This is a genomic window from Mycobacterium genavense ATCC 51234, from assembly GCF_000526915.1.
GTDB classification, from domain to species: Bacteria; Actinomycetota; Actinomycetes; order Mycobacteriales; family Mycobacteriaceae; genus Mycobacterium; species Mycobacterium genavense.
In genome coordinates, this window is sequence record NZ_JAGZ01000001.1 from 45,433 (window position 1) to 58,542 (window position 13,110).

Consider the following 13,110-nt stretch of genomic DNA (forward strand, 5'->3'; position numbering starts at 1 on the left):
AGCCTCCGGCTTGAACCCGTCGACCTGCATGTTCGTCACCAAGGGGTGGGACCAATGAGCGTCATCGCAGGCGTATTCGGTGCGTTGCCGCCGTATCGCTATTCCCAGCGGGAACTCACTGACTTTTTCCTGAGCATTCCGGGCTTCGAGGATTACGAGGACATCGTCCGGCAGCTGCACACCAGCGCCAAGGTCAACAGCCGCCACCTGGTCATTCCGTTGGAGCGCTACCCCCGGCTGACCGACTTCGGGGTCGCGAATCAGATCTACATCGAAAACGCCGTCGAGCTGGGCTGCCAGGCGCTGTCCGGCGCGCTGGAGGAAGCGGGTTTACGGCCACGCGACCTCGACGTGCTGTACACCACGACGGTCACCGGGTTGGCGATCCCGTCCATCGACGCCCGGATCGGCGGGCGGCTGGGGCTGCGCGACGACGTGCGGCGGGTGCCGCTGTTCGGCCTGGGCTGCGTGGCCGGTGCGGCCGGTGTGGCCCGGCTCAACGACTACCTGCGCGGCGATCCGGACGGCGCGGCCGCGCTGATCTCCGTCGAGCTCTGCTCGCTGACCTACCCGGGTTACAAGCCCTCGCTGGCCGGTCTGGTCGGCAGCGCGCTGTTTGCTGACGGCGCCGCATCCGTGGTCGCCGTCGGGGAGCGTCGCGCCGCGCAGATCGGCGCCGGCGGCCCCGACGTTCTCGATTCGCGCGGGCATCTTTACCCGGACTCGCTGCGCACGATGGGCTACGACGTGGGCACCGAGGGCTTCGAGCTGGTGCTGTCCAAGGACGTCGCCGCGGTCGTGGAGCAATACATCGAAGACGACGTCGCCGTCTTCCTCGGCGCGCACGGCCTGACGGCGTCCGACATCGGCGCGTTCGTCAGCCACCCCGGCGGCCCCAAGGTCATCGAGGCGATCACCGCGGCGCTGAGCCTGCCACCGGACGCCCTGGAGCTGACCTGGCGCTCGCTCGGCGAGATCGGCAACCTGTCGTCGGCGTCGGTGCTGCACGTGCTGCGTGACACCATCGCCAAGAAGCCGCCCAGCGGCAGCCCGGGTCTGATGCTCGCGATGGGGCCCGGCTTCTGCTCGGAGCTCGTACTGCTGCGCTGGCACTGATGCGGGCGTATGGACCCTGCCTCGTCTGCGCGCCGACATGACGGCGATGGCGCATCGGCACCGTGCGAAAGGTGCGCTGGTTGCCCATGAGTAGCACTGCTGACGAACTGGTCAAGGCGCTGCGCGCGTCGCTGAAGGAAAACGAGCGGCTCAAACGCGAGAACCGCGAGTACCTCGCCCTGATTTCGGAAGGGGCGACCGAGCCGGTGGCCGTGGTGGGGATGGCCTGCCGGTACCCGGGTGGAGTGGACTCCCCGGAAGCCTTGTGGCAGATGGTCGTCGAGGGTCGCGACGCCGTGTCGGACTTTCCCTCGGATCGGGGCTGGGACGTCGCGGGGTTGTTCGACCCGGATCCCGATGCCCCGGGCAAGATGTACGTGCGGCAGGGATCGTTTCTCGCCGACGCCGGCGATTTCGACGCCGGGTTCTTCGGGGTCGGGCCCAGCGAGGCGCTGGCGATGGATCCGCAGCAGCGGCTGATGCTGGAGTTGTCGTGGGAAGCCTTGGAGCGCGCGGGAGTCGACCCGCTGGGATTGCGGGGTTCGGCCACGGGAGTGTTCGCCGGCGTGATCCATGCCGGGTACGGCGGGCAGGTGGAAGGCGAGCTGGAAGGTTATGGCCTCACCGGTTCGACGTTGAGCGTGACCTCGGGGCGGGTCGCGTACTCGCTGGGCCTGGAAGGCCCGGCGGTGTCGGTGGACACGGCGTGTTCGTCGTCGCTGGTGGCGCTGCATCTGGCCGTGCGGTCGCTGCGGTCCGGCGAATGCGATTTGGCTTTGGTCGGTGGTGTCACGGTCATGGCCACGCCCGCCGCTTTCGTCGAATTCAGCCGCCAGCGCGCGCTGGCCCCCGATGGTCGCTGCAAGGTGTACGCCGGGGCCGCCGATGGCACCGCCTGGTCGGAAGGCGCCGGTGTGTTGGTGGTGGAGCGGCTGGCCGATGCGCGGCGACTCGGTCACCGGGTATTGGCGGTGGTGCGCGGTTCCGCGGTCAACCAGGACGGCGCCTCCAACGGGCTGACCGCCCCCAACGGACCCTCCCAGCAGCGTGTCATCCGCGCGGCGCTGACCAGCGCGGGCCTGACCGCGTCCGACGTCGACGTAGTCGAGGGGCACGGCACCGGCACCGTCCTGGGCGATCCGATCGAGGCGCAAGCGTTGTTGGCGACCTATGGCCAGGATCGGCCGGCGGACCGCCCGCTGTGGCTGGGCTCGATCAAGTCCAACATCGGCCACACCTCGGCAGCTGCGGGCGTGGCCGGAGTCATCAAGATGATCGAGGCGATCCAGCACGGCGTGCTGCCGCAGAGCCTGCACGTGGATGTGCCTTCCCCGCATGTGGATTGGTCGGCGGGCGCGGTGTCGCTGTTGACGGAGTCGCGGGCCTGGCCGAGCGGGGACGGGCCGCGCCGGGCCGGGATTTCTTCGTTCGGGATTAGCGGGACCAATGCCCACGTGATCATCGAGCAGCCGCCGGCATCGGAGGCGCAAGAGGTTATCGCCGAACCGGATTCGATCCAAACGGCGTGGGCGTTGTCGGCCCGTTCCGAGCGGGCGCTGGTTAATCAGGCCAAGCGGCTGCTCGCGCACGTGACCGGCGATGCGAAGCTCAACCCGGTGGACGTGGCGTGGTCGTTGGTGACGACGCGCGCGGTGTTCGACCACCGGGCCGTGGTGGTCGGTGCGGACCGGGACCGCCTGATCACCGGATTGAGCAAGTGGGTCGCCGGTGAACCGAGCGCGGATGTCACGGCGGGCCGGGTTCGCTCGGCGGGCAAGACCGTGTTCGTGTTTCCCGGCCAAGGGGCGCAATGGCTGGGGATGGGCGAGCAGCTCTATGAGCGCTTCGCAGAATTCGCCCAGGCGTTCGACGAGGCGGTCGCCGCGCTGGATCCGCATCTGCGATTGCCGCTGCGACAGGTGATCTGGGGCGAGGACGCCGAGTTGCTGCAGAGCACGGAGTTCGCGCAGTCGGCGCTGTTCGCCGTCGAGGTGGCGGTCGCGGCGCTGCTGCGGCACTGGGGGGTGCTGCCCGACGTGGTGACCGGTCATTCCGTGGGCGAGATCACCGCGGCCTATGTGGCGGGCGTGCTATCACTGTCGGATGCGGCCAAAGTGGTTGCGGGGCGGGGCCGGTTGATGGCGGCGTTGCCGCCCGGGGGCGCGATGGTGGCGGTGGCCGCCGGCGAGGACGACGTCGCACCGTTGCTGACCGCGGACGTGAATCTCGCCGCGGTCAACGGTCCGAACGCCGTGGTGATTTCGGGTCCCGACGCCGCGGTCACCGCGGTTGCTGACGAGCTCGCGCGGCAGGGCCGGCGGGTGCACCGGCTGGCCGTGTCGCACGCGTTCCACTCCGCGTTGATGGATCCGATGCTCGACGAGTTCGCCCGGCTGCTGGCCGACGTGTCGCCCGAACCACCACGAATCGACTTGGTGTCCAACCTGACTGGGCAACTGGCCGGGCCCGGCTACGGGTCGCCGCAATACTGGGTCGAGCACGTGCGCCGGCCGGTACGGTTCGCCGACGGGGTGCGCGCCGTGGAGTCGTTGGGTGCCCGGGTCTTCGTGGAGGTCGGTCCCGGCCGCGGTCTCACCGCTGCGGTGGAGCAGTCGTTGACCACCGAGCAGGCGGCATCGGTGGTCACGCTGGCCAAGGATCGCCCCGAAGCGGAGTCGGCGCTCGCCGCGCTCGGGCAGTTGTTCACCACCGGCCTGGCCGTGGATTGGCGCGCGGCGCTGGGCAGCGGTTGACGCGTCGACTTGCCGACGTACGCCTTCCAGGGCCGTCGATTCTGGTTGCCGCCGATGGGCGTTGCTGGTGCGGATCTCGGTGGCCTCGGCTTGGCCCGGGCCGCGCACCCGTTGCTGGGTGCGGTGGTGGAGCGGCCCGATTCCGGAGCCGTGGTGCTGACCGGCCGGCTGTCGTTGGCGGCACAGCCGTGGCTGGGTGATCACGCGGTGGCCGGGGTGGTGTTGTTCCCCGGCGCCGGGTTCGTCGAGCTGGCGTTGCGGGCCGGCGACGAGGTCGGCTGTTCGGTGGTCGACGAGTTGACGCTGTTGGCGCCGTTGGTGTTGCCGGCGGCCGACGCGGTCCAGGTGCAGGTCGTGGTCGGCGCAGCAGCTAGTTCGGGGGGTAATGCGAACCGCCGCTCGGTGTCGGTGTATTCGCGTGGCACGCAATCGGATTCGGACTGGGTGTTGCATGCCGAGGGCGGGTTGAGCACGGACGCGGGCAATCCGGTCGCGGACTTGTCGGTGTGGCCGCCGGTCGGCGCGATCGCGGTGGACGTCGCCGACGCGTACCAACAGCTGACCGGGCGAGGTTACTAGTACGGTCCGGCGTTTCAGGGTCTGCAGGCCATGTGGCGTCGCGGCAATGAGGTCTTCGCCGAAGTGAGCACCGGCGAGGGCGTGACGATGGGCGGCTTCGGGATCCATCCGGTGCTGGTCGATGCCGCGTTGCACGCGATGGGTGTGGTCGGTGACCAGTCCGAGACCATGCTGCCGTTTTCCTGGCAGGGCGTCTGCCTGCATGCGGCCGGGGCATCCCGGGCGCGGGTGCGGATCGCGCCGGTGGGGGTGAGCGCGGTGTCGGTGGACCTGGCCGACGGGACGGGTTTGCCGGTGTTGTCGGTGCGGGAGTTGGTGGTTCGGCCGATCTCGATCGGCGCGTTGTCGGCCGCATTGGCCGCCGCTGCCGGTGGAGGTGGTGGGCTGTATGAGGTTGTATGGTCGCCGGTTTCGGTGGAGCCCAACGTTATTGGTGACGATGCTATGACGGTGTGGGAGCCGGGTCCCGGTGACACGGTGGAGTCGGTGTACGCGGCGACTCATGAGGCGTTGGGGGTGTTGCAGTCCTGGCTGGCCGGAAGTGACGCGGGGCCGTGTGTGGTGCTGACCCGTGGCGCGGTGGGCGTGGCCGGTGCGGAGGTCACGGATCTGGCGGGCGCGGCGGTGTGGGGGTTGGTGCGCTCGGCGCAGGCCGAGCAGCCGGGCCGGGTGGTGCTGGTCGATTCGGACGGGTCATTGGACCTGGGCGAGGTAATCGCCTGCGGTGAACCGCAATTGGTGGTGCGCGCCGGGGTGGCGCACGCAGCGCGGCTGGGCGCGGTCGGGGCCGGTGCGGTGCTGGAGTTGCCGCCCGGCAGCTGGCGACTGGCCGCGGGCGGTGGCGGCACCCTGGAAGATGTCGTGGTCGCGCCGGCCGGCCCGGTGGAGCTGGGGGCTGGGCAGGTGCGGGTGGCGGTGGCCGCGGTCGGGGTGAACTTCCGGGATGTGTTGGTGGCGTTGGGGATGTATCCCGGCGGCGGCGAACTCGGCGTCGAGGGTGCCGGCATCGTGGTCGAGGTCGGCCCGGGCGTTCAGGGGTTGGCCGTCGGTGATGCGGTGGCGGGCTTGTTGGGGGTGGTCGGGTCCGAGGCGGTGGTGGACGCGCGGCTGGTGACCGCGGTGCCGGCCGGGTGGTCGCTGGTTGAGGCGGCCGGCGTGCCGGTGGTGTTTTTGACCGCCCTGTATGGCTTGTCCGAGCTGGCCGGGGTTAGGGCCGGGGAGAAGGTGTTGGTGCACGCCGCTACCGGAGGGGTGGGCATGGCGGCGGTGCAGCTGGCCCGGCATTGGGGTGCCGAGGTGTTCGCCACGGCCAGTCGCGGCAAGTGGGACACGTTGCGGGCGATGGGTTTTGACGACGACCATATCGGTGACACCCGCACGGTGGATTTCGAGCAGAAATTCCTCGCCACCACCGGTGGTGCCGGGGTGGATGTGGTGCTCAACTCGCTGGCCGGGGACTTCCTCGACGCCTCGCTGCGGCTGCTGGTCGGGGGTGGGCGTTTCATCGAGATGGGCAAGACCGATCTGCGCGACCCCGCATCCATGCCGGCGGGTGTGCACTATCGGGCCTTCGATTTGATGGAGGCCGGTCCGGACCTCACCGCGACCATGCTCGGTGACCTGATGGCGATGTTCGCAACGGGCGTGTTGACACCGTTGCCGGTCAAGGCGTTTGACGTGCGGTGTGCGTCGGTGGCGTATCGGTTCGTCAGCCAGGCCCGCCACACCGGCAAGGTGGTGCTGACCATCCCCGACGGGCCCGCCGACGCGGTACTGGCGGGTTCGGGTTTGGCTGGTGGTGCGGTGTTGATCACGGGGGGCACGGGGATGGCCGGCTCGGCGGTGGCCGCGCATTTGGTGGCGCGCTACGGGGTGGCCCAGGTGGTGTTGGTCAGCCGCAGCGGCGCGGCCGGTGACGGGGTGGCCGAGTTGGTGGAGCGGCTCACTGGCGCCGGGGCCGAGGTGTCGGTGGCGGCCTGTGATGTGGCCGATCGAGAGGCGTTGGCGGCGTTGATCGCTGGATTGCCCACGAAATACCCGCTCCGGGGTGTGTTCCATGCCGCCGGGGTGCTCGACGACGGGCTGATCTCCTCGCTGACCCCACACCGGATTGACATCGTGTTGCGCAGCAAGGTCGACGGCGCGTGGAACCTGCACGAGCTCACCCGCGACATGGACTTGTCGGCGTTTGTGATGTTCTCCTCGATGGCCGGCATCGTGGGCTCCCCGGGACAGGGCAACTACGCCGCGGCCAACAGCTTCCTGGACGGCCTGGCCGCTTACCGCCGCGCCCACGGCCTGGCCGGCTTGTCGGTGGCCTGGGGACTATGGGAACAAGCCAGCGCCATGACCGGCCACCTCAGCGACCGCGACAAATCCCGGATGAGCCGCAGCGGATTGGCGCCCCTGTCCACCCCGCACGCGCTGCAGCTGTTCGACGAGGCCATGCTCGCCGACCGCCCGCTGCTGGTGGCGGCTCGCATCGACTCGGCAGGCCTGGGTGGGACCAGCGTAGTCCCGCCGGTGCTGAGTCAGCTGGTCCGCCGGCCGGGGCGGCGTGTCATCGACGAGTCGGACACCACGTCGGCGTCGGGGTTGGCCGCCCGCCTGCAGGGGTTGTCCGCCGAACAGCGACACTCCGAGCTGGTAGACCTGGTCTGCACCAACGCGGCCACCGTCCTGGGCAGGTCCAACGCCGACATCGAAGCCCAACTGCCGTTCCAGGACCTCGGCTTCGATTCGTTGACCGCTGTGGAACTGCGCAACCGGCTCAAAACCGCGACCGGGCTTACCCTTTCACCGAGCCTGATCTTCGACTTCCCCACACCGGCGGCGCTGGCCGAACATATCGACGAACAGCTCGGTTTGGTGACCACCCCGGAAGCAGCCGCGAGTGGGCCGGACCAGTTGGCGCGCTTCACCGACATCACCCGCGAGCTGCAAACACTGGTCAACCAACCCAATTGGACGGCGGAGGACAGAACCCGCTTGGCCGCTCGCATCCGGGCCATCGCCAGCGAGCTGGAAACCCCCCTGCCGCAAGAATCGCACGCCGTCGAGGACGACATCGCCACCGCCACCGAACGTGAACTCTTCGCGATCCTCGATGGCGACCTCGGCCCCTGATGGCACCCGCTGACGTCGCAATCATCGGCCTCTCCTGCCGGTACCCCGGCGCTGCCGGCCCGCGCGACTTCTGGCGCGTCGTTCGCGACGGGCTGGAGGAATCCCGGCTCCCCGGCGATGTCGCCGAGTTCGATGCGGACTTCTTCAACCTGTCGCCGCGCGAGGCCAGCGCGATGGACCCGCGGCAACGGGTTGCGCTCGAATTGGCGTGGGAACTCTTCGAAGACGCGTTTCTGGTACCGGAAACCGTGCGGGGCGAACAGGTTTCCGTCTTCCTCGGGGCGATGACCGACGACTACGCCGTGCTGACCCTGCGCGACGGTGCGGACAACCTGGATCACCACTCGTTCGGCGGGGTCAGCCGCGCCATGATCGCCAACAGAATCTCCTATGCCCTCGGGTTGCAGGGTTCCAGCATGATCGTCGATTCCGGTCAATCGTCCTCTCTGGTCGCGGTGCACCTCGCCTGCGAAAGCCTGCGCGCGGGCGAGGCGCCGCTGGCGATAGCCGGCGGGATTCACCTCAACCTGGCCGACGAAACCGCAATGCTGGAAACGGAATCCGGCGCGATCTCGGCGTCCGGCCACACCTACGCGTTCGACGGGCGCGCCGATGGCTACGTGCGGTCCGAGGGCGCCGGCCTGGTCCTGCTGAAGCCGTTGGCCGCCGCACTCAGGGACGGCAACCGAATCCGCGCCGTGATCCGCGGCAGTGCCGTCGGCAATGCCGGACACAGCTCCACCGGCCAGACCGTGCCCTCGGTCCCGGGCCAAGTCGACGTCATCCGCCGGGCACTCGCCCGCGCCGCACTGTCCGCCGACGACATCGACTACGTCGAGGCACACGGCACCGGAACCGAAGTCGGCGACCCGGTCGAGGCACGGGCACTCGGCGAAATATTCGCCGGGCGGCGGCAGCGCCCGGTCCTGGTGGGATCGGTCAAAACCAATATCGGCCACACCGGCAGCGCCGCCGGCGTCGCGGGACTACTCAAAGCAGTACTGGCCATCGAAAGCGGCATGCTCCCGCCAAGCCTCAACTACGACAGCACCGCTGGCGACAATGACCTGAAAAGCTATGGGCTGCGAGTCAACACCGCGCTGACGGCGTGGCCGGACCGAGACCGGCCGCGGCGGGCCGGGGTGTCGTCGTTCGGCATGGGTGGAACCAACGCGCACGTGATCGTCGAGCAGGCCCCGACGCAGCCGGAAACCGTTGTGGCCGAACCACGTCAGGGCATCCCGCTGCCGTGGGTGCTCACGGCGCGTTCGAAGCAGGCCCTGATTAACCAGGCCACCCGGCTGGCCGCCCACCTCCGCTCCCACGACGACCTGACCGCGACGGACGTGGCCTGGTCGCTGGCCACCACCCGCTCGGCCTTCGAACATCGCGCGGTGCTGCTGGGCAACGATCGTCAAGCTCTCACATCGGGTTTGACACGATTGGCCGCCGGAGAGCCGGACGTGGTCGCCGGCCGGGCGAGAGCAACCGGCAAGACCGTCTTCGTGTTTCCCGGCCAAGGTTCACAATGGCTCGGCATGGGCCGCGAACTCTGCGAGCGCTTTCCGGTGTTCGCCGGGGCTTTCGACGAGGCCGCCGCCGCGTTGGATCTGCAGCTGCGTTCGGGTTTGCGCGACGTGCTCTGGGGTCTCGACCCGGAGCTGCTGGAAAACACCGAGTTCGCGCAGCCGGCACTGTTTGCCATCGAGGTGGCACTGGCGGCATTGCTGCACAGCTGGGGAGCCGAACCCGATCTGGTGATGGGTCATTCGGTGGGGGAGATCACCGCCGCCCACGTCGCGGGCGTGCTCACGCTTGACGACGCCGCGCGGCTGGTAGCGGCACGGGGCCGGTTGATGGCGGGCCTGCCGGCCGGCGGCGTGATGATCGCGGTGGCAGCCGGCGAAGCCGACGTGACCCCGTTGCTCACCGACGGTGTGGCCATCGCGGCGGTCAATGCGCCGACCTCCGTGGTGCTTTCGGGTGCCGAGGCGCCGGTGGGTGCCGTGGCCGATCGGTTGGCGCAGCAGGGAGCTCGACTGCATCGGTTGGCGGTGTCGCATGCGTTTCATTCGCCGTTGGTAGAGCCCATGATCGACGAGTTCGCCCGTCTGATCTTCGACATCAAGGCCGACCAGCCGCGGATTGACCTGGTGTCCAACGTGACTGGTCAGTTGGCCGGTGCAGACTACGGGTCGGCTCGGTATTGGGTGGACCATGTGCGCCGGCCGGTGCGTTTCCTCGACGGTGTGCGGCTGGCGGAATCGTTGGGGGCCAACGTGTTTGTCGAGACCGGCCCGGCCGCCGGGCTGAGCGCGGCGGTGGAGCAGTCGCTGAGCGCCGAGCACGCCGTCGCGGTGGCGACGTTGGTCAAGGAGCGGCCCGAAGACGACGCGCTGCTCACCGCGGCCGCGAAACTCTTCGTCAACGGCGTGGCGGTGGACTGGTCGTCGGTGCTCAACGGCGGTCGGCGCGTCGAGCTGCCAACGTATGGCTTTGCCCGGCAACGTTTTTGGCTGGGCTCACGCGCGGATGCCCCGATGCCGTTGCGGGACCGGGCCGCGGATCTGGCCGAGCGGCTGGCAGCGCTGGCCCCCGAAGGCCAGCACCGGCAACTGCTGGAACTGGTATGTGCCCACGCGGCAACGGTGTTGGGACATTCCAGCGGTCGCGACATCGATGTCGAGCGCGCCTTTTCCGACATCGGCTTTGAATCGCTGACCGGCGTCGAACTTCGCAACCGCCTCAAGGCCGCTACCGGGTTGGCCTTGTCGCGCACGCTGATCTTCGACTTTCCCACTCCGTCGGCGCTGGCCGAACAACTGCATCGGCAGCTGCTGCACGGGATCGCCATGACTCCGAGGACGAGCAGACCTGGACTGCGCTGCGGAAAATTCCGCTGCGCGAACTTCGCCGAACCGGCCTGTTCGACAAGCTCTTGCTGCTGGCCGGCGAGTCCAAACTGCCACTTGCCGATCCGGAGAGCGACATCGATTCGTTGAGCCCCGATGCGCTGATCGCTATGGCCTTGGAATCGGAAAGGGCCGACGAGGCCGATGATGGTGAATGACGAAATCCACGCTGGTGGGCCCGATTACGCAGCCTGTATCCGACACATGTTAAATAGCCGTATTTTTGCGGGCCCGAACCGGACCACATAAACTTTCGTGCAATGGGGGGCCATCGCTTTCGGTAGAGGTTGGGTATGAGCGTCATCGCAGGTGTGTTCGGTGTATTGCCGCCGCACAGCTACACCCAGGGCGAGATTACCGACCAGTTCGTCAACTTCCCGGTTCTCAAGGAACACGAAGAGGTCGTTCGCCGTCTGCACGCCGGAGCGAAGGTGAACAGCCGCCACCTCGTACTGCCCTTGGAGCGATACCTGTCGCTGACCGACTTCACCGAAACGAACGAAATCTTCATCGAAAACACCGTCGAGCTCGGCTGCGAGGCGTTGCTGGGCGCTCTCGACGAGGCGGGTTTGCGGCCGCGAGACGTCGACATGATCGCCACCACGACCGTCACCGGCGTCGCGGTGCCCTCGCTGGATGCCCGCATCGCCGGACGGATCGGTCTGCGCCCGGATGTGCGCCGGCTGCCGCTGTTCGGTCTGGGCTGCGCGGCCGGTGCGGCCGGGGTGGCGTCGCTGCGGAACTACCTGCGGGGCGCGCCCGACGGCGTCGCGGCGCTGGTGTCCGTCGAGCTGTGCTCGCTGACCTTCCCGACGGTCAAGCCGACCGTGTCGGGGCTGGTTTCGACCGCGATGTTCGGTGACGGGGCGGCCGCGGTCGTCGCCGTCGGCGATCGTCGGGCCCAGCAGGACCGGCCGGGCGGTCCCGACATCGTCGATTCGCGGACCCGGCTCTACCCCGAATCGCTGCACATCATGGCGTGGAATGTCGGACCCGCCGGCCTGCAGCCGGTGTTCTCTCCGGAGCTCGCCACGGTCATCGAGCGTCACCTGGCCGGTGACGTCGATCGATTCCTTGCCGGACACGGCTTGACCAGGGCCGACATCGCGGCGTGGGTGGCGCATCCGGGTGGTCCCAAGGTGATCAGCGCGATCGGCAAGAGCCTCGAGCTGCCGCCCGAGGCGCTGGAGCTGACCTGGCGCTCGCTGGGCGAGATCGCCAACCTCTCTTCGGCCTCCGTGCTGCACGTGCTGCGCGACACCATCGCCAAGCCGCCGGCCAGCGGCAGCCCGGGCCTGATCGTCGCCATCGGTCCCGGATTCTCATCCGAGCTCGTCCTACTGCGCTGGCACTGAGTCGGCGACGTCGACGAGGAGCCCCGGTATGGGGCGCCGCGCGGCCAGGTGGGCCGCGCGGATCCGCTGAGCAGGCAACCGCAGCGTCGTTCGCGCCACCAGCCGGGCCAGCATGACCGTCATCTCGGTCGTGGCCATCACCGCCCCGATGCAGCGGTGCAGCCCGCCGCTGAACGGAATGAACTCATGCGGTGCGGGCTTGCGGTAATCCGGTGCGTCCGGGTCCCAGCGGCCCGGCCGGAACTCGCGTGGATCCGGCCATATTTCGGGCAGCCGGTGGGTGACGTACGCGCTGAAGATCAGCAGTCGGCCGGCGCGGATGCGGCGCCCGTCGAACCACAGGTCGCGCATCACCCGGCGGGCGGAGATCACGCCGGGGGAGTACAACCGCAGCGTCTCGTGGACGACGCCGTTGAGGTAGGTCAGCGCGTCGAGGTCGGCTGCGCCCGGCGGTGCGTCACCCAGCACCCGGCGAACTTCGTCGGCGGCGCGATCCCAGGCACCCGGCACGGTCAGCAGCGTGTAGATCGCCCAGGCCAGCGCGCCGCTCGTGATCTCGTACCCGGCGGTGATCAGCGAGATGATCGAGTAGCGAACCTCGTTGTCGCTCAACGCATATCCCTCGTCGCCGCGGCCGTCGATCAACATGGTCAGCATGTGGTCGTCGGGTCTGGGCGCGGTGCGGGCGTCGGCGACCAGGGCGTCGACGAAGTCGTTGAGACGCTGCCGGGCGGCCATCGCCCGGCGCCAGCCGGAGGCGTTGAGGCGCCGCTGCAACGCCACCATCTCGGGCAGCTGGTGGGTCAGGTCCAGCAACGGTTGGAGTTGCTCACCGAGAAAGTCGGAGTGCGCCGCCAGCCGCGAGCCGAACAGGCTCTCGGCGGTGGCGCGCCGGACCGCCGAGCGGCACTGCCGGTAGATGTCCAACCGTTGCCCGGGCCGCCAGCCGTCGATGGCCGCGTCGATGTTCGACACCATGGTCTGCACGTAGTCCTGGATCTGCCGGTGGCGCAGCCCCGGCGCCACCACGCTGCGGCGCCGGCGGTGGTCGTCCCCGTCGCTGACGATCAGCGCGGTGGGCTCGTCGACCCAGGCGAGGCTTTCGAACGTCTGCGCCCAGCTGAACGCGTCGGCGTTGGCGAACACGAACTTGTTCGCCTCGGGTCCGAGCCGATAGGTGTAGCCGCGCCGGCCGACGCCGGAGTTGATCACCGGGCCCCGCAGCCGGTACAGGGCGAGCAACCCCTCACCGGGCAGATAGCGAATCGG

At 69.0% G+C, this 13,110-nt stretch carries 3 protein-coding genes and 2 pseudogenes; 4 read left to right on the forward strand and 1 reads right to left on the reverse strand.

The genetic code is table 11. The features are described 5' to 3' along the window. Positions 1 to 54 precede the first annotated feature (54 nt). The 4 genes and pseudogenes from T428_RS0100180 to T428_RS0100195 all read left to right on the forward strand — a co-directional run bounded on the left by T428_RS0100180 (position 55) and on the right by T428_RS0100195 (position 11,841). Positions 55 to 1,116 (forward strand): type III polyketide synthase, encoded by a 1,062-nt coding sequence (locus T428_RS0100180; RefSeq protein WP_025734897.1) that lies wholly within the window; start codon positions 55 to 57, stop codon positions 1,114 to 1,116. An 86-nt stretch (positions 1,117 to 1,202) separates the two neighbouring features. Continuing rightward, positions 1,203 to 7,574, forward strand: a pseudogene (locus T428_RS24565) (SDR family NAD(P)-dependent oxidoreductase). Beyond that, positions 7,574 to 10,644, forward strand: a pseudogene (locus tag T428_RS24570) (type I polyketide synthase). Before T428_RS24565 ends, T428_RS24570 begins: the two co-directional pseudogenes overlap by 1 nt. Before the next feature lie 135 nt (positions 10,645 to 10,779). Further along, positions 10,780 to 11,841 carry a type III polyketide synthase gene (locus T428_RS0100195; protein ID WP_025734898.1) on the forward strand — a complete coding sequence of 354 codons (1,062 nt, stop codon included), beginning with the start codon at positions 10,780 to 10,782 and terminating at the stop codon, positions 11,839 to 11,841. Here T428_RS0100195 and T428_RS0100200 read toward each other — a convergent pair. Beyond that, positions 11,824 to 13,107 carry a cytochrome P450 gene (locus T428_RS0100200; RefSeq protein WP_025734899.1) on the reverse strand — a complete coding sequence of 428 codons (1,284 nt, stop codon included), beginning with the start codon at positions 13,105 to 13,107 and terminating at the stop codon, positions 11,824 to 11,826. The genes T428_RS0100195 and T428_RS0100200 overlap by 18 nt on opposite strands. Positions 13,108 to 13,110 lie beyond the last annotated feature (3 nt).

What these genes read in the sequence shown, in the direction of transcription:
- T428_RS0100180 (WP_025734897.1), top strand. Translation starts at nt 55, where the DNA reads ATGAGCGTCATCGCAGGCGTATTCGGTGCGTTGCCGCCGTATCGCTAT.
- T428_RS0100195 (WP_025734898.1), top strand. Translation starts at nt 10,780, where the DNA reads ATGAGCGTCATCGCAGGTGTGTTCGGTGTATTGCCGCCGCACAGCTAC.